22 protein-coding genes are annotated in these 22,350 nt (G+C 61.3%); 7 read left to right on the top strand and 15 right to left on the bottom strand.

Features of this window, described 5'->3' with window-relative positions; genetic code table 11:
• Positions 1 to 52: 52 nt before the first annotated feature.
• Together PMI03_RS04315 and PMI03_RS04310 are read right to left on the bottom strand one after the other, a co-directional pair.
• The gene (locus PMI03_RS04315; RefSeq protein ID WP_309574319.1) at positions 53 to 664 is read right to left on the bottom strand and encodes a cadmium resistance transporter; all 612 of its coding nucleotides are present in this window, start codon (positions 662 to 664) and stop codon (positions 53 to 55) included.
• Positions 665 to 750: 86 nt separating this feature from the next.
• Positions 751 to 1,290, bottom strand: coding sequence for an SH3 domain-containing protein (locus PMI03_RS04310; RefSeq protein WP_007690257.1), 540 nt, complete (start codon positions 1,288 to 1,290; stop codon positions 751 to 753).
• 190 nt (positions 1,291 to 1,480) lie between these two features.
• Between PMI03_RS04310 and PMI03_RS04305 the strand changes: the two genes are divergently transcribed.
• Both PMI03_RS04305 and PMI03_RS04300 read left to right on the top strand, forming a co-directional pair.
• Complete coding sequence (locus tag PMI03_RS04305; protein ID WP_007690255.1) at positions 1,481 to 2,482, top strand: D-glycerate dehydrogenase; 1,002 nt, start codon at positions 1,481 to 1,483, stop codon at positions 2,480 to 2,482.
• An 85-nt stretch (positions 2,483 to 2,567) separates the two neighbouring features.
• On the top strand, positions 2,568 to 3,380 hold the full coding sequence (locus tag PMI03_RS04300) for a class I SAM-dependent methyltransferase (protein WP_012650708.1): 813 nt from the start codon (positions 2,568 to 2,570) through the stop codon (positions 3,378 to 3,380).
• A 9-nt stretch (positions 3,381 to 3,389) separates the two neighbouring features.
• Here the strand turns inward: PMI03_RS04300 and PMI03_RS04295 are convergent, their stop codons facing one another.
• The 6 genes from PMI03_RS04295 to PMI03_RS04270 form a co-directional block, all read right to left on the bottom strand.
• A complete protein-coding gene (locus PMI03_RS04295; RefSeq protein ID WP_007690251.1) occupies positions 3,390 to 3,869 on the bottom strand; it encodes a GNAT family N-acetyltransferase in 480 nt (159 codons plus the stop codon).
• The gene (locus PMI03_RS04290; protein WP_007690249.1) at positions 3,866 to 4,636 is read right to left on the bottom strand and encodes a molybdopterin-synthase adenylyltransferase MoeB; all 771 of its coding nucleotides are present in this window, start codon (positions 4,634 to 4,636) and stop codon (positions 3,866 to 3,868) included. The genes PMI03_RS04295 and PMI03_RS04290 overlap by 4 nt, the downstream gene beginning before the upstream one ends.
• 37 nt (positions 4,637 to 4,673) lie before the next feature.
• Positions 4,674 to 5,801 (bottom strand): DNA replication/repair protein RecF, encoded by a 1,128-nt coding sequence (recF, locus tag PMI03_RS04285; protein ID WP_007690245.1) that lies wholly within the window; start codon positions 5,799 to 5,801, stop codon positions 4,674 to 4,676.
• A 296-nt stretch (positions 5,802 to 6,097) separates the two neighbouring features.
• On the bottom strand, positions 6,098 to 7,246 hold the full coding sequence (dnaJ, locus tag PMI03_RS04280) for a molecular chaperone DnaJ (RefSeq protein ID WP_007690240.1): 1,149 nt from the start codon (positions 7,244 to 7,246) through the stop codon (positions 6,098 to 6,100).
• 83 nt (positions 7,247 to 7,329) lie between these two features.
• Positions 7,330 to 9,249, bottom strand: coding sequence for a molecular chaperone DnaK (dnaK, locus tag PMI03_RS04275; RefSeq protein ID WP_007690238.1), 1,920 nt, complete (start codon positions 9,247 to 9,249; stop codon positions 7,330 to 7,332).
• A gap of 293 nt (positions 9,250 to 9,542) precedes the next feature.
• Positions 9,543 to 11,915: a transglycosylase domain-containing protein gene (locus PMI03_RS04270; RefSeq protein WP_039973621.1), complete on the bottom strand. Its 2,373-nt coding sequence runs from the start codon at positions 11,913 to 11,915 to the stop codon at positions 9,543 to 9,545.
• Positions 11,916 to 12,272: 357 nt separating this feature from the next.
• Here PMI03_RS04270 and PMI03_RS04265 point away from each other — a divergent pair, with 357 nt between their 5' ends.
• From PMI03_RS04265 to PMI03_RS04260, 3 genes are all read left to right on the top strand, one after another.
• Positions 12,273 to 12,461, top strand: coding sequence for a hypothetical protein (locus PMI03_RS04265; RefSeq protein ID WP_007690234.1), 189 nt, complete (start codon positions 12,273 to 12,275; stop codon positions 12,459 to 12,461).
• 87 nt (positions 12,462 to 12,548) lie between these two features.
• Complete coding sequence (locus PMI03_RS31465) at positions 12,549 to 12,671, top strand: hypothetical protein (RefSeq protein ID WP_007690233.1); 123 nt, start codon at positions 12,549 to 12,551, stop codon at positions 12,669 to 12,671.
• Positions 12,672 to 12,925: 254 nt separating this feature from the next.
• Entirely contained in the window at positions 12,926 to 13,168 is a 243-nt protein-coding gene (locus tag PMI03_RS04260) for a DUF982 domain-containing protein (protein WP_007690231.1), read from the top strand.
• Positions 13,169 to 13,388: 220 nt separating this feature from the next.
• Here PMI03_RS04260 and PMI03_RS04255 read toward each other — a convergent pair whose 3' ends face one another.
• The 6 genes from PMI03_RS04255 to PMI03_RS04230 form a co-directional block, all read right to left on the bottom strand.
• On the bottom strand, positions 13,389 to 14,309 hold the full coding sequence (locus tag PMI03_RS04255) for an SH3 domain-containing protein (protein ID WP_007690228.1): 921 nt from the start codon (positions 14,307 to 14,309) through the stop codon (positions 13,389 to 13,391).
• Complete coding sequence (locus tag PMI03_RS04250; protein ID WP_034516897.1) at positions 14,299 to 14,496, bottom strand: hypothetical protein; 198 nt, start codon at positions 14,494 to 14,496, stop codon at positions 14,299 to 14,301. Before PMI03_RS04250 ends, PMI03_RS04255 begins: the two co-directional genes overlap by 11 nt.
• 521 nt (positions 14,497 to 15,017) lie before the next feature.
• Positions 15,018 to 16,472: an efflux transporter outer membrane subunit gene (locus tag PMI03_RS04245; RefSeq protein ID WP_007690226.1), complete on the bottom strand. Its 1,455-nt coding sequence runs from the start codon at positions 16,470 to 16,472 to the stop codon at positions 15,018 to 15,020.
• Positions 16,473 to 16,823: 351 nt separating this feature from the next.
• Positions 16,824 to 17,768: a phosphoribosylaminoimidazolesuccinocarboxamide synthase gene (locus PMI03_RS04240; protein ID WP_034516994.1), complete on the bottom strand. Its 945-nt coding sequence runs from the start codon at positions 17,766 to 17,768 to the stop codon at positions 16,824 to 16,826.
• A gap of 113 nt (positions 17,769 to 17,881) precedes the next feature.
• On the bottom strand, positions 17,882 to 18,562 hold the full coding sequence (locus PMI03_RS04235; protein WP_007690224.1) for a phosphoribosyltransferase: 681 nt from the start codon (positions 18,560 to 18,562) through the stop codon (positions 17,882 to 17,884).
• Positions 18,549 to 19,385 carry a pseudouridine synthase gene (locus tag PMI03_RS04230; protein ID WP_007690222.1) on the bottom strand — a complete coding sequence of 279 codons (837 nt, stop codon included), beginning with the start codon at positions 19,383 to 19,385 and terminating at the stop codon, positions 18,549 to 18,551. Before PMI03_RS04230 ends, PMI03_RS04235 begins: the two co-directional genes overlap by 14 nt.
• 343 nt (positions 19,386 to 19,728) lie before the next feature.
• Here PMI03_RS04230 and PMI03_RS04225 point away from each other — a divergent pair, with 343 nt between their 5' ends.
• Entirely contained in the window at positions 19,729 to 20,448 is a 720-nt protein-coding gene (locus PMI03_RS04225; RefSeq protein WP_007690220.1) for a response regulator, read from the top strand.
• A gap of 3 nt (positions 20,449 to 20,451) precedes the next feature.
• Positions 20,452 to 21,807 carry an ATP-binding protein gene (locus PMI03_RS04220; RefSeq protein ID WP_007690218.1) on the top strand — a complete coding sequence of 452 codons (1,356 nt, stop codon included), beginning with the start codon at positions 20,452 to 20,454 and terminating at the stop codon, positions 21,805 to 21,807.
• Positions 21,808 to 21,866: 59 nt separating this feature from the next.
• On the opposite strand, the gene PMI03_RS04215 is transcribed toward PMI03_RS04220, so the two are convergent.
• On the bottom strand, positions 21,867 to 22,073 hold the full coding sequence (locus PMI03_RS04215) for a hypothetical protein (protein WP_007690216.1): 207 nt from the start codon (positions 22,071 to 22,073) through the stop codon (positions 21,867 to 21,869).
• Positions 22,074 to 22,350: the final 277 nt, after the last annotated feature.

Below are 22,350 nucleotides of genomic sequence, written 5' to 3'. Positions count from 1 at the left end.
AAACCGTCCTCAACAGATCGTTGCGGGCGGTTTTTTGTCGAACTAAGGGGCGCTATCGGCACAACAACCGAATGGTTCCGGCCTCGTAAAGGATGAGTGTTCCGAGCGCCACGAGCATGATGGGTACGACTCGATGCCCGTAGCGTCTGATCGGTGCGCCGATTCTCGGATGATTGATCAGAAAATGCGCCGCACTGAGCCATAGGGTCGTCAGGACGGTAAAGACGACGGCGATCACCGCGATTTCGCCCATGGTGCGCGTGGCAAAGAGTGGTGTGTAGATGCTGATATTGTCGCCGCCATTCGCGATCGTCACCATCGCGACTGCTGCGATCTTGCCGTGCCCGATAGATGCACCGCTATGATCCTCCGGATCGTGGTCGATCTCGGAGCCTTTCCTCCACTCCCACAGCTTTTTCAGGCCAAGAAAGATCGGCGCCAAGCCGAGGAGGCCGATATAGGCAGCGGGAATGACAAGGGAGATCATGGAGGCCAGCAGGCTTACGCCGCAAAGGGCGGCAATGCCGAGATACTGGCCGATCACGATCTGTCGGGTGCGGAATTTTGGATCGACGAAGAAGCCGAGCAACACGAAGATGTCGTCGATATTGGTCGATGCGAACAGGACGACGGCAAGGCCGAGAATCCCGACGATATTGTCCACGATCACCGCTTTCCGCTTCCGATGCCAGGCAATTGCCGCGCCGCGAACGTCACGCAGCCGCGGCTGTCACGAAGCTTGAGGGCTGCTTATTTGAAGGCTTCGCCGGGATAAGCACCCCAGATCTCGGACTGTGCCACCCAGCCCTCCGTGCCGTCGGCGGTCGCAAGGCACCAGTCGCCGGTGCATTCGCGGACGTTCATCATTACGCCCGGCTGAAGCTTGGCGATGACGGTGCCGGACGGTTGGGCATCGCGGCGCATGTTGACGAACACTGCCTTACCCTTGCCCTTCATCCATGGGGCTGCCAGCGCCGAGCGCTGGCCGGACAGCAGCGACTGGTTGACCCAGCCCTCGGTGCCGTCGGCGTCACGCACGCGCCGCCAATTGTCGTATTCCTGGATGATCTCGACCGGCAAGCCCTGCTTGAGATAGAGCCACGAGACGGCATAGTCCGCGCTTGGTCCGACGCGCAGGTTGACGCGCTTCGACTTCAGCGTGACGAAGCGCGGCAGCGGCAATCCGCTCGGTCCCTTGGCGGCCTGGGCCGCGGCAAGATCGGCGGTGGCGCCGGCCATCATCAGGCCGATCGCGAAAACAGCGCAGGACTTCAATACTTTGCCACGCATAGGGGTTTCCGTTCGTTCATCATGATCAAGGCGCTGTCAGGCTGCCTATTTGCTCCGACCATCGGCAAATCCTCGGCGCCGCCAGCGAGTTTTGTTTGTCTTCGCCTGCGGGTCTGGTAGAAATGCCCGGAACGGGAAAATTATCCTGCTTCTTGGTTAAAAACATCTGAACAAGGCACCCGCGCTCGCCATGACGACGAAGAAAAAACCGAAGGTCTACGTCACGCGCGAACTGCCCGATGCGGTCGAGACGCGGATGCGCGAGCTGTTCGATGCCGAACTCAACATTGACGACGTGCCGCGCACGCAGGCAGAGCTCGCCGAAGCCGTGCGGACGGTCGATGTGCTGGTGCCGACGGTCACCGACCGTATCGACGCGGCGCTGATCGAGGAAGCCGGACCGCAGATGAAGCTGATCGCCAGCTTTTCCAACGGCACAGACCATATCGACGTCGAAGCCGCCGCCCGCAAGGGCATTACGGTCACCAACACACCGAACGTGCTCACCGAGGACACGGCCGACATGACCATGGCGCTGATTCTTGCCGTGCCGCGTCGGCTTGCCGAAGGTGCGCGGGTGCTGACGGACAAGCCCGGCGAATGGGCCGGCTGGTCGCCCACCTGGATGCTCGGCCGCCGCATTCACGGCAAGCGCATCGGCATCGTCGGCATGGGCCGCATCGGCACCGCCGTCGCCCGCCGCGCCAAGGCCTTCGGCCTATCAATCCACTATCACAACCGCAAGCGCGTCAGCACGGCAACGGAAGACGAGCTCGAGGCGACCTATTGGGACAGCCTCGACCAGATGCTGGCTCGCGTCGATATCGTTTCGGTCAATTGCCCGTCGACGCCTGCGACCTTCCACCTGATCTCGGCGCGGCGGCTCGCGCTGCTGCAGCCGACCAGCTACATCGTCAACACGTCGCGCGGCGACGTCATCGACGAGACGGCGCTCATCAAGATCCTGCGCGAGGGCAAGATCGCCGGCGCCGGCCTCGACGTTTTCGAGAACGAGCCGGCCGTCAATCCGAAACTGGTGAAGCTCGCCAACGAGGGCAAGGTCGTCCTGCTGCCGCATATGAGCTCGGCCACGCTCGAAAGCCGCATCGACATGGGCGACAAGGTGATCATCAACATCCGCACCTTCATCGACGGCCACCGCCCGCCGAATCGCGTTCTGCCGTTCCGCTGAGCTAGATCGCCTTCGGTCGAAAACGACCAAGCGGACAATTATGTGCTATACTCGCGGGCTATCAAACGCACGACGGGTGATGGCAATGCTGGAAACGGACAAAGTATTCGCCGGCTCTATCCCGGAAAACTACGACCGCTATATGGTGCCGTTGATTTTCGAGCCGTTCGCCGTGGATCTTGCACGACGAGCAGCGTCCCTGGCGCCAAGTGCCGTCTTGGAGATCGCCGCGGGCACTGGGGTCGTGACCCGCTTGTTGGCGCCTAAACTATCCTCCGACGCAAGCTATATCGTCACCGATCTCAACCAGCCGATGCTCGACTATGCCGCTTCGAGACAAGGTCCCGACAGTCGCATCCAATGGCATCAGGCGGATGCTATGGCATTGCCGTTCGAAGATGCGGCCTTCGATCTCGTTTGCTGTCAGTTCGGCGCGATGTTCTTTCCCGACCGCGTATCTGCCTACCGCGAAGCAAAGCGGGTCCTGAAGCCCGGAGGGCATTTTCTATTCAACGTATGGGATCGGATTGAGGAAAATGTATTTGCGAATGACGTGACGAATGCTCTCGCTGAGATGTTTCCGAAAGATCCGCCGCGCTTTCTGGCACGCACGCCGCACGGCTACCACGATACGGCACTGATCCGCAGCGAGCTGGAGGAGGCAGGTTTCTCCCGGGTGATGATTGAGACGAGAGCCGAACAAAGCCGTGCATCCTCGCCGCGCATACCGGCCGTTGCCTATTGTCAGGGAACTCTTCTTCGCAACGAGATCGAGGCGAGGGAAGCGGGAAAACTGAACGCCGCAACCGACTATGCCACATCCGTGATTACAGGCAGGCATAGCGAGGGCGCTGTTGCCGCCAAAATTCAAGCTCACGTCATCGTGGCCGTGGCCTAGCTACGTGCCTCAGATTAGAGTCTTGCGCATCTCGATCGATGTCGTGCGATCGAAACCCGCATGACGGTTCTCGGCAGTTTTCCGGAATCCCCAGCGTGCGAAAGTCGCGTGATTGTCGGTCAGCTCGATCCGTGTTTCCAGCCGCAATGCGTTGAGCCCGCGCTCCAGCGCCGTTGTCTCCGCAAGCGTCAATAGCTGTCGGCCGATCCCTTTGCCCTGCTCCGACGGCAGGATGGCAAGCTTGCCGATATAGAGGCTCTCGGCCTCTGGGCGGCAGAATATGCAGCCAGCTAATCGATTGCCGTCGAGCGCGATATAGCTGATCTCAGTCCCCGCTTTTTCCTTCAGTGATTGCGGTGTCAGCGATAGCGCCGAGGAGGGCGGGTCGATCCGGCCGTTCATATAGGCGAAGGAGGAAAGGATGAGCGCGAGCAGCTCATCCCAATGCTCGAAGCTGTCGTCGAGGCACTGAATGGTAACATCGCTCATTCGGCGGCGGCCCTGGCGCGCTTGCGGCGATAGCGGATCGTATCGAAGCGGGCGGCAAGGCCGTCATAGAGCAGCAGCCGGCCGATCAGCGGTTCGCCGGTGCCGGTGATCAGCTTGATGGCTTCCATCGCCATCAGCGTGCCGATGACGCCGGTGAGCGCACCGATGATGCCGGTCTCGGCGCAGGCGGGGATGAGGCCCTCGGGCGGCGGCGTCGGAAAGAGGTCGCGGTAACCGGGGTTCAGGGCACCGTCCGCACCGTCCTCGTAGGGCTTTAGCGTCGTCACCGATCCGTCGAACCGGCCGACTGCACCGGTCACCAGCGGCAGGCGGGCCAGTTCGGCGGCATCGGCGGCGGCATAGCGCGTATCGAAATTGTCGGAGCCGTCGACGACGAGGTTGAAGCCGGCGAGGTGCCGCGCGGCGGTCTCCGTCGAAAAACGCTCCTCGAAACGGATCGTGCGTACATGCGGGTTAAGCCGCGCGATGGCGTCGGCCGCACTCTGCGTCTTCAGCTCGCCGATCGTGCCGGTATCGTGGATCACTTGCCGTTGCAGGTTGGAGAGCGAGACGCGGTCGTCATCGGCAATGCCGATGGTGCCGACGCCGGCGGCGGCGAGATATTGCAGTACAGGTGCGCCGAGCCCGCCGGCGCCGATCACCAGAACGTGCGCCGCCTTCAATTTCTGTTGGCCCGCGCCGCCCACTTCGGGAAGCAGGATATGGCGCTGATAACGGGCGATTTCGTCTGGGGTCAAAGGGTCCATGGCAATGATAATATCACGCTCCGCAGAAAATTCGCCGCTACGATTTTGTAATGCCGCCATGCGCGACGGTAAAGAATTGCGCCCGCTCGCCAAGTGCTGAAAACATCGCCCTGTCGGTGCCGGTCATGAAAGCCTGTCCGCCGAGCCTGTCGATCAGGTCGAAGAGGGCGGCGCGTCGGCCTTCGTCCAGATGTGCCGCGATTTCGTCGAGCAGAAGGACCGGTGCATGGCCGGTGAGATTGCCGACGAGGCGAGCATGGGCGAGGATGAGGCCGACCAGCAGCGCTTTCTGCTCGCCCGTCGAGCAGCGTTCCGCCTCCATGTCCTTCTCGCGATGGCGCACCAGGAGATCTGTCCGGTGCGGTCCATCCAGCGTGCGCCCGGCGGCCGCGTCGCGGTACCGCCCTTCGCGCAGCATCCCGGCGTAAGCATCCTCGAGATCGAGTGCAGGGCGGTCGAACTGTCCGTCGAGAAAACCGGAAAGCTCAAGTGCCGCCGAAGGAAAGGGCGTCGCCTCACGCGTCTCGGCGATCAACCGGGTGAGAAGGCCGAGCATCTCCTGCCGGGCAAGCGCCATGGCAATGCCGAGGCTCGCCATCTGTTCCTCGATGCCGGCAAGCCAGGAGGGATCGAAGCGGCTTTCGGACAAAAGCCTGTTGCGGCTGCGCATGGCGCGCTCGAAATCGCTGGCGCGGCGGCCATGCGCCGGATCGAGCGATAGTACCAGCCGGTCGAGAAAACGGCGGCGCTCGGAGGAGCCGCCGGTAAACAGCCCGTCCATGGCCGGCGTCAGCCACAGCACGCGCAGATGATCGGTCAGCTCGTCGACCGTCTTGGCCGGCGTGCCGTTGATCCGGAGCTTGCGCGCCGTCGTCTCGTCGCTCGTGTCGACGCCGGTGCCGATTTCGACAGTGTCCTCCATGCCCTCAAGCTCGGCAAAGATCGAAAACCCGTTCGGTGCAGCGACGCGGACGACATCCGCATAGGCCGCACGCCGCAGGCCGCGCCCGGGCGAGAGTAGCGAGACCGCCTCCATCAGATTGGTCTTGCCGGCGCCGTTGTCGCCGGTCAGCACCACATGCCGCTCGTCAAGCGTCAGCGCCGCCGCCGCATAATTGCGAAAGTCGGTCAGCTTCAGGCGCGAGATGAAAACCTTGTGCGGCATCGGTCATCCGGATTCGTGTCGATGGCCGAGGGGTATGCCGAACCCCGCCCGAGTGCAAGGATTTTGCCGGTTGTTCTCGGCGTAGATCGTTCGGAGCGGCATTGGGCCACCCTCGCCCTTCGACAGGCTCAGGATGAGGGTGGAGTGAACTGCGACTCGGACGAGAGGGTTAGTCCTCATGGTGAGGAGGCCCGCAGGGCCGTCTCGAACCATGAGGGCGGGTGATGATTCGGCTGCAAACGAAAAAACCGGCCGAATCACCGGCCGGTTTTATGAGAAGCAGTGTGATTCGCTGCTTAATCGCTAAAGGTGTCGAAGAAATCCTTCATCCGGGCGAAGAAGCCGGTTGATTCGGGATTATTGTCCTTCGAGGAGATCTGTTCGAATTCCTGCAGCAGCTCGCGTTGGCGCTTGGTCAGCTTCTGCGGCGTTTCGATCTGGATCTGGATGTAGAGATCGCCGACCTGGCTGGAGCGCAGCACCGGCATGCCCTTGGCCTTCAGGCGGAACTGCTTGCCGACCTGCGTGCCCTCAGGGACGGTGACGCGCGATTTCGTGCCGTCAAGCGTCGCGACGTCGAAGGTGCCGCCAAGGGCCGCCGTCGTCATCGAGATCGGCACCGCGCAATAAAGGTCGGCGCCATCGCGCTGGAAGAATTCATGCGGCTTGACGGAAAGGAAGATGTAGAGATCGCCCGATGGCCCGCCGCGCGTGCCGGCTTCGCCTTCGCCTTGCAGGCGGATGCGGGTGCCGTCCTCGATGCCCGAGGGGATGTTGACTGAGAGCGAGCGCTCTTCGGTGATGCGGCCTTGGCCGTGGCATTTGCCGCAGGGATCTGGAATGGTCTGGCCGCGGCCGTGGCAGGTCGGACAGGTACGTTCGACCGAGAAAAAGCCTTGCGCGGCGCGCACGCGGCCCGAGCCCTGGCAGGTGCCGCAGGTTTTCGGCTGTGTGCCCGGCTTGGCGCCGGAACCGGAGCAGACGTCGCAGGTGATTGAGGTGGGCACGCGGATTTGCGCGGTCTTGCCCGTAAATGCTTCCTCGAGCGAGATTTCCATGTTGTAGCGAAGATCGGCGCCGCGTTCGCGACCGCCGGAGGAGCGTGCGCGGCCACGGCCGCCGCCCATCATCTCGCCGAAGATATCCTCGAAAATGTCGGAGAAACCGCCACCGCCGCCGAAGCCGCCGCCACCAAAACCGCCGCCGCCCATGCCGCCATGCTCGAAGGCGGCGTGGCCGTAACGATCATAGGCCGCGCGTTTGTTCGGGTCCTTGAGCGTTTCGTAGGCTTCGTTGATTTCCTTGAACTTGCGCTCGGCGTCATTGTCATCGGGGTTCTTGTCCGGATGAAATTGCATTGCCAGCTTGCGAAAAGCGCTCTTGAGCTCTTTTTCGTCCGCTGTCCTGGAGACGCCCAATGTCTCGTAGTAGTCCGCTTTTGCCATTAAGGATTAGACCCCGGAAATGGATTTCCGGCTGCCAAAAGGCAGCCGGAGCTAAGTTTCCTAGAGAACCTTTCGGTTCGCGCTTATGCAGACCGCTTGCGGTCGTCCTCGTCCTTGATTTCCTCGTAGTCGGCATCGACGACGTCGTCGTGGTGGCCGCCTGCCGAGGCATCAGCGGAAGGAGCTTCCGACTGCTGGGCCTCATAGATAGCCTGGCCGAGCTTCATGGACACTTCCATGAGCGTCTGGGTCTTGGCCTTGATGTCTTCAGCGTCCGGCTCGGATGCTTCGGTTGCCGTCTTCAGCGCTGCAATCGCCTCGGAGATCGCGTTGCGATCGGCCTCGGTGACCTTGTCGCCAAAGTCCTTCAGCGACTTCTCGCTGGAATGAATCAGGCTTTCGGCCTGGTTCTTGGCTTCCACGCCTTCGCGGCGCTTCTTGTCTTCGGCAGCATGCGATTCGGCATCCTTGACCATCTTCTCGATGTCGGCGTCGGAGAGACCGCCCGAAGCCTGGATGCGAATCTGCTGTTCCTTGCCGGTGCCCTTGTCCTTGGCCGAAACCTGGACGATGCCGTTGGCGTCGATGTCGAAGGTGACTTCGATCTGCGGCATGCCGCGCGGTGCCGGCGGCAGGCCGACGAGGTCGAACTGGCCGAGCAGCTTGTTGTCGGCGGCCATTTCGCGCTCGCCCTGCGAGACGCGGATGGTCACGGCCGACTGGTTGTCGTCGGCGGTCGAGAAGGTCTGCGACTTCTTCGTCGGGATCGTGGTGTTGCGCTCGATCAGACGGGTGAAGACGCCACCCAGCGTTTCGATGCCGAGAGACAGCGGGGTCACGTCGAGGAGCAGGACGTCCTTGACGTCGCCCTGCAGAACGCCGGCCTGGATGGCGGCGCCGAGAGCGACGACTTCATCCGGGTTGACGCCCTTGTGCGGCTCTTTGCCGAACAGCTGCTTGACGACTTCCTGTACCTTCGGCATGCGGCTCATGCCGCCGACGAGAACGACTTCGTCGATCTCGGCAGCCGTAACGCCGGCATCCTTGAGGGCGGCCTTGCACGGCGCGATGGTGCGCTGCACGAGGTCGTCGACCAGGCTTTCCAGCTTGGCGCGAGTCAGCTTCAGCGTCAGGTGCTTCGGGCCGGTGGCGTCTGCCGTGATGAAGGGCAGGTTGATTTCGGTCTGCTGCGCGGAGGACAGTTCGATCTTCGCCTTTTCGGCAGCTTCCTTGAGGCGCTGCAGAGCAAGCTTGTCGCCCTTGAGGTCGATGCCGTTGTCCTTCTTGAACTCGGCAACGAGATATTCGACGAGACGCATGTCGAAGTCTTCACCGCCAAGGAAGGTATCGCCGTTGGTCGACTTCACTTCGAAGACGCCGTCGCCGATTTCCAGGATCGAGATATCGAAGGTGCCGCCGCCAAGGTCGTAAACGGCGATGGTCTTGCCGTCCTTCTTGTCGAGGCCGTAGGCGAGGGCCGCAGCGGTCGGCTCGTTGATGATACGCAGGACTTCAAGACCGGCGATGCGGCCGGCATCCTTGGTTGCCTGGCGCTGCGCGTCGTTGAAGTAGGCCGGAACGGTGATGACGGCCTTTTCGACCTTTTCACCGAGATAGGCTTCTGCGGTTTCCTTCATCTTCTGAAGGATCATTGCGGAAACCTGCGCGGGCGAATAGCCCTTGCCGTGGGCTTCGACCCAGGCGTCGCCATTGTCGCCCTTGACGATATTGAAAGGAACAAGGTGCTTGTCTTTTTCAACGGTCGGATCTTCGTAGCGGCGGCCGATAAGGCGCTTGACAGCGAAGAGGGTATTGGTGGGGTTGGTGACCGCCTGGCGCTTGGCCGGCTGGCCGACGAGACGTTCGCCGTCTTCAGTGAAGGCTACCATTGAGGGGGTAGTGCGGGCGCCTTCGGCATTCTCGATGACTTTCGCGTCTTTACCGTCCATGACGGCGACGCAGGAATTTGTCGTTCCAAGGTCGATACCAATTACTTTTGCCATGTCATTCTCTCCTTGAAGCAAGCTATCGGAACCCCTGTCAGGCATTCCATTGACAGCCCCTTACGGGATGGTCTTGAGGATTGCGCAGCCATGACTGCGGTGATGCCGCGTATATAAGTAGCGGTTTTACTGACTGCAAGGCGGGAAATCACCCGGAATCCAGCAAAACGAATGGTTTGTCGCTCAAATTCCACAGTGCCGCATTGCGCCTGCGGACCTGGAGAATTGGCGCGACCATCTATCAGATCAGCCTTGCTTTGACCATGCAAGCGACAATCGCGGGAATCGCTGTCTTATCGCCCCAGAATAACGTCCAGCAGCGAGGTGCGATGCGGCCTTGCCGTTGCCGGTGTCGGAGCGGTATCGCCGATGTCGGCCGGCGGGATATCGCCGGTATCGTAGGAGTTGGCGCTGTAGGGGTTATTGTCATTGGCCAGGTTTGCGGGCGGCAGATCTTCCAGATCGTCGTTCGCGGCGGTTTGATTGCCCTGCTGCTGGATCGGCTGCTGTGCAGGCCGTTGCTGGAGCGTCGGTTGGCCTTGATGCGCGACCTGGCCGCCGTCGCCTCCGAGCGTGCCGGAAATAATACCGTCGATCGTCGCCGGTTGGTTGGCGCCGGGTGCGGATTGCGCCATCGGCACGCTGTTGTCGATGATCTGGCCGCCGCCGAAGATCGGGGTCGGGCTCAGGCCCTTATGGGCGGCGACCATGAATTCCTTCCAGGCCTTGGCCGGCAGTCCGCCACCCGTCACCTTCTTCATCGATTTGCCGTCGTCATTGCCGAACCAGACGCCCGTCGTCAGGTGGCTGGTGAAGCCGACGAACAGCGCGTCGCGGAAGGATTGCGTCGTGCCGCTCTTGCCGGCGGCCTGCCAGCCGGGGATGCGGGCGGATTTGCCGGTGCCGAAATTGATAACGCCAGCCATCATCGCATTCATGTTGGTGACGACGTCGGCGTTGAGAACCCGCGGCGGATTGTCGAAATTCGCCTGGTAGAGCACCTTGCCGGAAGCGGTCGTCACCTTGGTGATCACATGCGGCGTCGCCTTGAAGCCGCCGTTCATGAAGGAGGCATATGCCGAGGTCAGCTCCAGCAGCGACACTTCCGACGTACCGAGCGCGATCGAGGCGTTGGCCTGCAGATCGGATTCGATGCCAAGCCTGTGGGCGACCTTGATCACCTGATCCGGTCCGACTTCCGTCGCAAGCTGGGCGGCGACCGTGTTTAGCGAGTGGGCGACGGCCGTCGCAAGCGTGACCGGGCCGCTATATTTCTGCTCGTAATTCTCCGGCGCCCAGTTGCCGATCTTCACCGGCGCATCGTTGCGGATCGAGTTCGGCGTCAGGCCCATTTCCAGTGCTGCAGTATAGACGAAGGGCTTGAAGGCCGAGCCCGGCTGGCGTTTGGCGGTGACGGCGCGGTTGAACTGGCTCTGCGCATAATCCCGGCCGCCGACCAGCGCGCGGATCGCACCGGTTGCGTCGACGGAAACGAGCGAGGCCTGCGAGGCGCTGAGCTTCTTGCCGTCCTTGGCGAGCACGTCGTTCAAAGCCTGTTCGGCCTTTTCTTCCAGCGACATGTCGATGGTGGTGTCGACGGTCAGGTCTTCCTTGACGTCGCCGCCGATCAGGCCGGGAAGCTGGCCCATGACCATGTCGGCCACGTAGTTCTCAGCCCCGCTCCAATAGCTCTTTGCCCGTGTCGGCGGCTGCGACATCGCCGTCTTGATATCGGCTTCGCTGATGAAGCCCTGGTCGCGCATCGCCTGCAGCACGAGCTGGGCGCGCGCTTCGGCAGCGGCCGGATCGCGCGCCGGCGACAGTTTCGACGGCGCCTTGACGAGGCCGGCGAGCATGGCTGCTTCGCCAAGGTTCACGTCACGCGCCGATTTGTTGAAGTAGCGCCGCGATGCAGCCTCGACGCCATAGGCGTTCGAGCCGAAATAGACACGGTTCAGATACATCGCCAGGATCTGGTCCTTGGTGAACTTGTGCTCCAGCCAGATGGCGAGCAGCACCTCCTGCACCTTGCGCTCCAGCGTGCGATCCGGCGACAGGAAGAGGTTCTTGGCGAGCTGCTGCGTCAGCGTCGAACCGCCCTGGACGGCATGGCCGGTCAGCACGTTTGTCACCACCGCGCGGCCAAGCCCGATCGGATCGAAGCCGAAATGGGAATAGAAACGATGATCCTCGATGGCAATCAGTGCCTCGGGAATATAGGGCGACATGTCGCTCAGCGCCAAGGCCTCGCCGCCGGTCGTGCCGCGATTGGCGATGATGCTGCCGTCGAGATCGGCGATCTTGACGTTCGGCGGCCGTTCGGGAATGGCCCAGGTGCTGGCGCTCGGCATGCGCGATCCGTAGTAAACCACCAGACCCGCGAGCCCGATGCCGGCCCAGATGCTGAGTACGATGCCCCAATAGATCGCGGAGCGGATGAAGCCGAAGAAGCCACCGCCGGAGCGCCGTCTCTGCTGCTTGCGCCGGCGGCTCGAGCGGCGTGGCTTGTCTGGCTCAGGGGAGCTGTCGCGCTTGGAACTTTCCCGTCCCGATGAGCGTCCGCCGCCGGCAATGCGTTCGCCGGCGCTGAAACCATCATCGCTACGTTCCTTACCGCTTGAGAAGGATGGTTCTATCCTCTGGCTTGATCTGCTTTTGCCTGCCATTGCGGACTGGTCGTACCCCTGATGGTTCCATGGATCGATATCTGATGCCGGCGTCGCCACGACTGCCCTCGCATCCGTTTGGGACACACAAGGGACGCAGCCAGCGCTTTTACCGGCGCATAAGCTTGAAAATCGACCATGATTTTCAAGCTTATGCGCCGCCGGCATTCGCCCACGAAATGATCGTGAAAATGTCGAAGCCCGAGGTGAACTGTAAATGCGGCGATTTAAGGAGGGATTAAGAATCCTCAACCGCCAATCGCGGTGGCGGCTTGTGTCCTTTCATGACGGGATCGTGCAAGGAACTTTTCCTCTTCTCGGGCATTCTCTTTTCACAAAAACAAGAGGGCGAGCGCAATGAGTTCACATATTGCGATAGAGAAGGTTGGCGAGACCAAGCTGCGGGAGGTCTGGAGTGTCGAGGATTTCGCGCGGCGGCACCGGATCTGCAAGGACGAAGAAGTCCGGCTGAAAAAGCTGTTCGGCGACTTCGCCACCAAGCAGGAATTGCTATCGAACGCGCAACGGCCACCTCTGTTTCGCTGAGCCTGTTCGGTAGGCCGGGGCGGTGTTCATGGGGTGTTCATCGCGGGATCGTTACAACGACAGGGTCTACTGCGGTGGAGGCTTACCATGTGGAAACGCTTTGAATTATGGCTGGTTGATCTGTTGGACCGAGTATTCGGGCTGGAAGAGCTTGCCCGCCGTGCCGGCTTTTCAGCCGATGACGCAAAGCGCATTGCGCGGGACAAGTAGGCGGGAACATCCAGATTCCGACCTCGTCTTTTCGTAAATTTTCACGCCATGAAGCGGTATCCTGGCGTGAAACATGACAGACCCGATCCCCAGCATGCAGACGTCAAATTAACCTCTTCGGACCATCCCACCTTCATGTGCCGCGCCTGATAAGTTCCATATTTTCGAATGCTCTGATTGAGGCTATAGTAACTGCTTGTGGCTGTCTTGCTGGATGGCCCCAAGCAATTGATAGCGCGTGAGGAGGAGTATTCATGCGACACATCAAATGGAGCAATCCGATCGAGATCGGCTTCACTCAAGGCAGTTTCCAGACAGTCACCGGCCCTTCCGAGGCGCTGAATTGCATGGCCAACCTCTGGCCGGATCGACGTGGCCCGTTCTATGTGGCCGCCCGAAGCGTCTGCCGTGCCGCGATCGACGGGCGGAAATCCGCTGAGGAAGCCCGGGAGATATTCATTTCAGCGATGCGCGAGGCGCATTTGAAAACCCATTGAGGCAGCGCGGCGCCTTGACGCCGCCTGATCGCTCAAGCCTTCTGGACCGGCGTATGCCGGGCGTTGTCGCGCAACCTGCGAGTGCGTGCTCTCCCTATTAAATCATCCGTTTCCTTTGACCACGCATTGTCGACGGGCCGCTTTGCGGCCATGGGCGCGGGCCAATGAAAAAGGCCAGCGACGTGGGTCGCTGGCCTTTGCTACTTGTCGCTCGAGGCGACTATCGATTGAAGCCTCTCGGGGTCATACGGCAATCGGGTTGCGACGCCGGGCAGGGATCGACATGGTCGGGGCTGTAGGGCCCTGGCGCACCGGCATTCGGGCGTCGATTGTCTTGCCGTTGAGGCTGCGGCTGAGGCTGTGCCTGGGGTTGCGGCTGCGCCTGCTGCGGCTGGGGTTCTGGACGGCGCTGTTGATTGTCCTGGCGGTTGTCGTCGCGCCGGCGGTCTTGCCGGTTACCACCGCCCCAACCCTGATTGTCGTCCGGCTGCCGGTTCCAATCGCGGTTGCGATCCCGACGCTGTTGGCCCGAGTCCTGATTGTTGTCCTGTTGGTTGCCCCAATCGCGATTGCGATCGCGGCGTTGCTGGCCCCAGTCCTGATTATTGTCCGGCTGGTTGCTCCAATCACGATTGCGGTCCGGGCGGCGGTCCCAATTGCGATCCGAATCATTATCCCAGCCGGGATTACGGTCGGGGCGGCGATCCCAGCCCGAATCCGGGCGACGGTCGCTCCAGCCCGGTCCCCGGCGCCAGCGGTCGCGATCGCGGTAGAAGTCGCGGCCGCGATAATAGCGACCCCAATAGTCGTCGACATTGAAGGTGATGGTCGGGATGCCGAGCGGGCGGTAATATTGCGGGCCGACATAGATGCGGCGCGATTGATAGGTTGCCTGGATGTAACGGCCGGCGACCCAGCCGCGTCCGCCGACGAAGGAGACGTCGCACCAGGGCGTTTCGTTGAGGCAGCCGTTGATCTCCAGCGGCACGCCGGCGGGGATCATGGTTACCGCCGGATATTGCGTGCTTGGGCCGGACCGCATGTTGACGTTGGCGGTGGCAAAACCTTCCGCGGCTTGCGCGAGCGCCGGTAGCGCGACGAGTGCCGTCAGCGTGAAGGCTGCGAGAAGCTTATGTCTCATGAATGCTCTCCCCCTGCGCGCCGCCGGCTTCATGGATTGCCCAGCGGCTGCGCCGATTGTTGTTGCCTGCCTGCTTCGCATATCCGCAAGAGGCGTTCGATGCGGTTACAGGATCCGGCATGCCGTTTCCAGTTTCGAGAAGATCAAAGCTGGCGCATTCACGGGATTTTGGAAGATCCAACGCCATTCTTTCAATCTTTTCCTAGGTTTTAAGAGGGTTTGCATGAATGCAGCTTGAACGGGTGCGCGAAAGGCCGTCAAAATCTCCGGGAATATTTAGGAAGGTTTGCTTATTATTTCGCGCGGCATCGAGACTTTCGTTCTATCGACCTTGAAATCACCGCATTCCCACCCGATATAGGTTTCAGTCATGCAGCCGGTAAATGCGTGGCGCGCCTCAAGGCGAGCCTCTTGCATTACTTGGACATTGCGAAAGTGGCGTTGACCATGTGTTAACCTTTCGCAATCAATCTGGCTGCAGTATCTATCTTTAAACTTTGACCACGGATGTACTGGCACTGATGTGAAGATGGATGACGAAAGGCCGGTTAGTTCCGGCCTTTTTGTTTATTGACTGTTGGTGGCGTGCTTTGCGGAAGCGGAGCGCGCCATTTTATTTTGCACTTTGTTCTGGCCAAAGAAAAACCGCCGCGGTTGCCCGCGGCGGTTTCATGGGAAGAAGCGCCCGGCGGAGCCGGACGATATGCTTTAGTTGACGGCCTTCTTTTCGGCGACCTTAACGACCTTGGCCGACTTTGCGGCAACAGGTCCCTTTTCGGCCGGAACATAGCCGGCGCCGATGTTGACGTTCAGCGAGATGTAATCGATAGCGCTCTGCTGGATAGCCGTTGCAAGGCTTTCCTGCGCGGTCGAAACGTTGCGCTGTGCATCGAGAACGTCGAGCAGCGAGGAGGCGCCGTCCTTATAGCTTGCCGTAGAGAGCTGCAGGGCTTCCTGGTAGGATTTCACCTGCGCACGCAGCGCCGAGACAGTCTGTGCATCGCGGCTGACGGCCGACAGGGCGTTTTCGACGTCTTCTACAGCCGATCGCACCGTCTGCTGCCAGACGATATACAGTTCGCGGCTCGACGATTCGGCGGTCTTGACGTTAGCGCGAAGCGCGCCGCCGTCGAAGATCGGCAGCGTCAGAGTTGGGCCGAACGACCAGGTCGTCAGGCTGCCGCTCCTGGACGACGTGTGGACATAGGACGGCGAGATAGCGCCGCTGAGGGTGATCGTCGGGAAGAGCTGCGCTTCCGCTACACCGATCTGGGCGGTTGCGTTGGCGAGGTTGCGCTCGGCAACGCGGATGTCAGGCCGGTTGCGGATCAGGTCGGCTGGGATACCCGAATTGACGCGGCCGCGGAATACCGGCTGCCTGCCGCCGCCCTGCATCTGGGCGATGACGGTTGCCGACGACACGTTGAGCAGGGTTGCGATATGATGGACGGACTGACGATAGCTGATTTCGAGACCGGGAACTTCGGAAAGCGTCGAATTGACGAGACCTTCGGCCTGGACGACGTCGAGGCGGGAAGCAGCACCGGCTTCGAGCTGGAACTTGGTCAGGGCCAGCGTCTCGCGACGGGACTTCAAGTTGTCCTGCGCGATCGAGATGCGAGCCTGGTAGTAACGGGCGTTGACGTAGCTGTTGGCCAGATCCTGCAGATAGGTCAGGCGAGCGGTGTCGACGCTGGAATAGGCCGCGTCGAGCGATGCGACGGCGCCTTCCTTGGCGCGGCGATACTGACCCCAGAGGTCGAGCAGCCACGAAACCGAAGCTCCGCCAGTGGTGGAGTTCTGCGTTTCGCTCTGCGTACGCAGGCTGCCCTTCTGGCCGTTGGTCGTATGATCGCCGGAGGCAGTAAGGCTCGGCAGTCCGCCGGCGCCGGCGGTAATGACCGCGGCCTGCGCCTGGTTGATGCGTTCCAGCGCCTGCTGAATATTGAGGTTTTCGGCAAGTCCCTGCGCTGCAAAGGCGTTCAGCTTGGAGTCACCGAAGGCGGTCCACCATTGAGACCCGGCCAGATCGCCGTTGATCTTCGTACCACCCTCCGAGAATTTGGCCGGGAGAGGCATTTCCGGTGGCTTATGATCGGGGCCGCTGACGCAACCTGCTAGAAAAAGAAGCAGGGCGGGGGCGGCAGTACGAATGGATACCATCACATTATCCCACAATTCAATTTACATGATCACTATTTAACGGGGTCGACGTGACCCCATATGTGTCGGCGCTCCTGCCTACGCAATACAACAAATGGTCCGAAGCAGTTCGGCGCCAATCTAGCAACGAGTTTTGCAATAGCACAGTGCCTTTTGCCATTTCTCGTCGGCGAACATATGTGGGATCGTGACAAATATCAGGCTTTTGGTAAAAAAATTTTAAAGTGTTGCAAAAAACATACCCTTTCCGCCGCTACCTAAGGCGGTGGGAAGCCTGAAACTCGGCGCAATATGCAACTTCAGGGCGGCTCCCCGCCCTGAAACGCGGTCGCAGCGACGATCGACCGGCTCTTACGGGAAATAGCGCTCAAGGCTTGCGCGAACCCGGTCGCGCGGTGTTGCGCCGCGGTCATCGGGGACGAAAGACTTGCCCGTGATCGCTTCGTAAGCGCGGATATACACTTTCGAGGTCTGCTCGACGAGGTCGAGCGGGATCTCCGGGATATCGTCCTTATACGGATCGCAACGTTCGGCCACCCAGGCGCGGACAAAATCCTTGTCGAAGCTTGCGGGGCGGGTGCCTTTGTCGAAACTGTCCTGGTAGCTGTCGGCCAGCCAGTAACGGCTGCTGTCCGGCGTATGGATTTCGTCGGCGAGGATGATGGTGCCGTTTTCATCGGTGCCAAATTCATATTTGGTGTCGACGAGGATCAGCCCCTGCTTGCTGGCGATTTCCTGGCCGCGTGCAAATAGGGCCAGCGCATAGTCCGACAGGGTCTGCCATTGCTCACTTGTCAGAAGCCCGCCCTCGACAATCTGCGTCGGTGTCAACGGTTCGTCATGGCCGCCGTCGAATTCCTTGCTGGTCGGGGTGATGATCGGCGTCGGCAGGATTTGGTTGTCGCGCATGCCGTCCGGCAGTGTGATGCCGTACATTTCGCGCTGACCCTTCTTATAGAGTGTCAGGATCGAGGTGCCGGTGGTGCCGGCCAGATAGCCGCGAACGACGACTTCCACCGGCAGGATGTCCAGCCGCTTGCCGACGACCACGTTCGGGTCGGGATAGGCGATGACATGGTTCGGGCAGATGTCCTTGGTCGCCTCGAACCAGTAGCGTGCCGTCTGCGTCAGCACCTGGCCCTTATAGGGAATGCAGGTGAGGATGCGATCGAAGGCGCTCAGCCGGTCCGTGCTGATGATGATGCGGCTGCCATCCGGCAGGTCGTAGTTCTCACGCACCTTGCCGCGGTAGTAATTGGGCAGTTCCGGAAAATGGGCTTCGGAGAGAATTCGCAACACGGTCACCAGCGGGCTCGTGCATCCGCCCCGCGGACGCTTCATGACTGGACCCTTAATTTGTGCTCCGCCGATGTCAAGTAAAGCGCGACCTCAAACCCGGAACCAGCCGATCAGGGCCGGCGCCAGCCGTCGTCTCCAGCCCTGTCGAGGATCGGTGTCGAAAACACGCCGACGATCCTCTCGCTCCATGTCGTGCCCGATGCATCGACCCGCTCCCGCCAGCGCTCGGATTGCAGCATCGCCGCGCCGATAACCACGGGTTCGATGGCGCATGCGCTCAAAAGCTCCAGCCCCGAGACGATCGAGGCGCCGCTCGAGATCACGTCATCGATTAGCGCCACCCGCTTGCCCTCAAGGAGCGGCAGCATGCGCGGATCTATATAAAGACGCTTCTCCTGGTTGGGTGTGGTGATAGAGGACAGCGGCACCGACAGTTCCTCGCGATACCAGAACTTGCGCGACGTCCCGAGCGGAACATAACGATCATGGCCGAGTGCCCGGGCGACCGCTCCTGCCAGCGTCAGCCCGAGCGTCGGCAGCCCGGCGACGACATCGATATCATAAGCTGCGATGCGCTCAGCCAGCGCTTGCGCCAGAGCCTCCTGTACGGAAAAACCTGCCTGATTGATGATCAACGACGCCAGCGCATGCTCGCCATCGGCGAGCCTGCGGATCGGCAGGCGCAATTGCCGCCCGTCGGGCAGTTCCGCCACATAGACATCGCGGAATTCACCCGATGTCGGAAAGCTCTTCGGCGGATGAAGCTCCTGCCAAAAATCATGGGGCTGCATTGCGTCCGGCCTTCATTCCGTTTCGTCCGGTCTTTTCCATGCCTGCGCGACGGCGAAGTCCGAGAACCTCCGCCTCCGTCAACGCCCTGACCGCGCCCTTTGCAAGGTCGCCAAGCGCAATGTCGCCAAAGGCGACACGCACCAGCCGCAGGCACTCGACGCCGAGCACCTCCAGCATCCGGCGGATCTGCCGGTTGCGGCCCTCCTTGAGCTCAACCTCGATCCAGCCGTTGCGATCGCCGCTGCGCAGCAGGCGGGCGGCGGTCGCGGTCAGAAGCTCGCCGTCGTCGATAACACCGCGCTCCATCCGGTCCAGCAGCTCCTGCTCCATGATGGTGTTGACCTGCACATGATAGATCTTGCCCACATGGCTGATCGGATCGAGCAGCGCCTGCGCCAGCACGGTATCATTGGTAAAGAGAAGCAGCCCTTCGCTTGCCTTGTCCAGCCGCCCGACCGGCGCCAGATGCCGGGCGTCGATGTCCCTCAGACAATCATAGACCGTCGGCCGGCCCTCGGGATCGTCGCGCGTCGTCACCAGCCCGCGCGGCTTGTTCAGCATGAAATAGAGCTTCTTTTCCGCAGCGATTGCCTCGCCGTCGACGGCAATCCGCGCACGGTCGAGATCGATCCAGGCGGTGGGATCGGTGATCTCCCGACCGTCGACGGTCACGCGGCCGGCCGCAATCAGCGCCTCCGCCTGCGTGCGGGAACAATAGCCGAGCTTCGATAGCGCGCGCGGCAAGGTCACGCGTTTGCCGTCGCTCTCCTGCCGGCCCTTTGCCGGCTTGCCCGATCTTTGCGGAGAATGTCTTTGGCTCACCCTTGCCTCGTCCTTGCGTCGCCATGGTCAGGCGCGCCGGCCTGACGATGCCAATCCTTTCGCATGAGGATCGCCACGACGCAAATCCTGGAATGGGGAAATGCATGACGACAGGCGAGGGCTCGCGTCTTGTCGACGCGAGCCCTGCCGAGGGTCCGGAGCGGCGATGGGGTCGGGTAGGACGACATCGGGGCCGATGCCGCCCCTCGCTCCGGAGGGACGGCGATAAACCTGCCTAGCGTCTGTTTCCGGGATTTTTCAGAAAAGTGGAAATTTGTTACAGTTTGTAACGCCGGTCGTTTCCCTGTTGTCAAAGACGCCCTTTGCCTCGCATGGATAAGCCATGGCTTCTGCATCGCTGCTTCTGGTCGAGGACGACCGCGAAATAAGAGCACTCCTTGAGGAGTTCCTCACCCGTGAGGATTATACCGTCGAGGCGGTCGACAGTGCTGCCGCCATGGATCGCGCGCTGGCCAGGGGCTTTCCCGATCTCATCATTCTTGATCTAATGCTGCCGGGCGAGGACGGTCTGTCGGCCTGCCGCCGCATTCGGACGCGCAGCCGCGTGCCGATCCTGATGCTGACGGCGAAGTCGGAGGATATCGACCGCATTCTCGGCCTGGAGATGGGCGCCGATGATTATCTCGGCAAGCCCTTCAATCCGCGCGAACTTTTGGCGCGCATCCGCGCCATTCTGCGCCGTGCCGGGCCGGAGCGCCCGGAGGAGGTGGTCGGTTCGCGACGGCGCAAGAGCTTTGCCGGCCTCATCGTCGATCTCGACGGCAGGGCGATCGAGGTGGAAGGCGAAGGCCCGATGCGCCTGACGACCGCCGAGTTCGACCTGCTCGTCTGCTTCCTCGAGCGGCCGCGCCGGGTGCTGTCGCGTGATCAGTTGCTCGACTGGACGCGCGGGCGGGGCGCCGACCCGTTCGATCGCACCATCGACGTAACGGTGTCGCGCCTGCGCACCAAGCTCGCGCAGTATTTGCCGGACGGCGCGCAGATCATTACCACGGTGCGCAATGCCGGCTATCTCCTGACCGCTGATGTAAGGGATGTCTGAGCCATGCTGAAACTCGGTCTAGTTTCGCGTATCATCATGATCGTCGCCGTGGCGCTGTTCATCATCCAGCTCGCCGCTTTCGTTGCCGCCAGCCTGAAGCCGGACACGCCGCTCAGCCACGAGTTTTCGCCGGCGACGCAGATCAAGTCGACGCTGCGCCTCCTTGATGCCATTCCGCCGGAAACGCAGGAACAGGCCGTGCGAGCACTGAATGCCGCCGGTCTGGATCTGCGCCTGGCCGATATCGTCACGCCAGCGCCAAACGATGCGGCTACCGATCCGGCTCTCGACCGCAAACTGGCGCGCGACTATGCCAGCATGGCGCTCGGCAACCGTTATTTCCGCCTGCGCGCGCTTCCCGAACGGCCGCAGGGAAGCTGGTTTTCGGTCGGTGCATCCGACCGGACCATCGAAGTCTCGATCGGTCTTACCAGCGGCAAGGTCGCGGTCTTCAACCTGGCCGATACGCCGACCGTGCGATTGTACGGAATGCCCGTGGGCTTCATGGCCGGACTTCTCGGCGTGCTGGTGGCGGTGATCGCCATTGTTGCGGTGGCGCGCGAGACCCGGCCGCTGACGCGGCTGTCACGCACGGTCAATTCCATCGGCAAGGGCCTGCAGCCGATCAATATTCCCGAGCGCGGTGCCTGCGAGCTGCGCTTGCTGATCCGTGCCATCAACGGCATGCAGTTGCGCATCGCCGCCTTGGTCAACAACCGCACCCTGATCCTCGGCGCCATCTCTCATGATCTGAGGACCTATCTGACCCGTTTTCGCCTGCGCATGGAGATGATGCCGGATACGCCGCATCGTGAGCGGGCGATCGCCGATGTCGAGGCCATGCAGCGCTTGGTCGAGGAGGCATTGGGTTTTGCCCGCAGCACGGTCGTTTCCGCGGGGAGGGATATCACCGATCTCGACGGCACTGTTCGTACTCTCGTTGCCGAGCGTCAGGATGCTCAAGGCCTTGTCTCGTTCTCACCGCTCGGACGGGAGCTGGAGGTGACGATACCGCAGACGGCGCTGGCGAGGGTGCTCGATAATCTGATCGACAATGCGCTGCGCTATGGCGCCAGCGCCGATGTCCGTGTCGAATGTCGCGGCGATCATGCTGCCGTCATCATCGGCGATCGTGGTCCGGGCATTCCGGCGGAGCGGCGCAAGGACGTGCTTGAACCTTTCATCCGGCTGGAGGAATCGCGCAATCGCGATCTCGGGGGGAGTGGTCTCGGATTGACGATCGTCCGGCAGATCCTCGATACGCATAATGGCGCGCTCTGCCTGGAGGATCGCAGCGGCGGCGGGCTCGACGCCATAATATTGCTGCCGCTTGCGGTGAGTGATCGGATTGCCGCCTGAAGCGGGGCACACCAAAGGGATCGCGCGATGCGCGACTTAGGCCATTGATGCGTGAGCGATCAATGGCAGGTCAGAAAGCGTGCTAGCTCCTCACGGCTGACGACGACGCCAGCGGCGGCTTTTCGCGGATCCGGATGGGTATAGGTGAAGCTCGGCAGGTCAGGCAGGTCCAATGCCTGACGCATGTTCATGATACCGAGCGCCTTCCGTCCGGCGGCGCTATCGACACTGACTTCGACGATGCTCTTTGAGCTTGTTGTATCCATGATGTCCTCCCACCTTATTTATATAACAGAAATTCCTTAACTAATACCGCTATTTTATAGGGGGAATGGCAACAAAGAGATCCAGCCGCGCTTCGCCATCGCAAAGCTCTATTGCCTTTGGTTTGATGGTAAGAAGGGGTGTTGCGACCGTGCTAAAGGCGGCGGACGGTTCATTTGCCGCTGAAAATCGAAAATTTTGACCAGTTGGACAAGATTTTTCACGGGATTGGCTGGGAGAAGCGGCTCGCATCTCCGCACCCCGACAAATCCCCTAGTA

The organism is Rhizobium sp. AP16 (assembly GCF_000281735.1).
In the GTDB taxonomy this organism is placed as follows: domain Bacteria; phylum Pseudomonadota; class Alphaproteobacteria; order Rhizobiales; family Rhizobiaceae; genus Rhizobium; species Rhizobium rhizogenes.
This window is presented reverse-complemented; position numbering and strand designations above follow the sequence as displayed.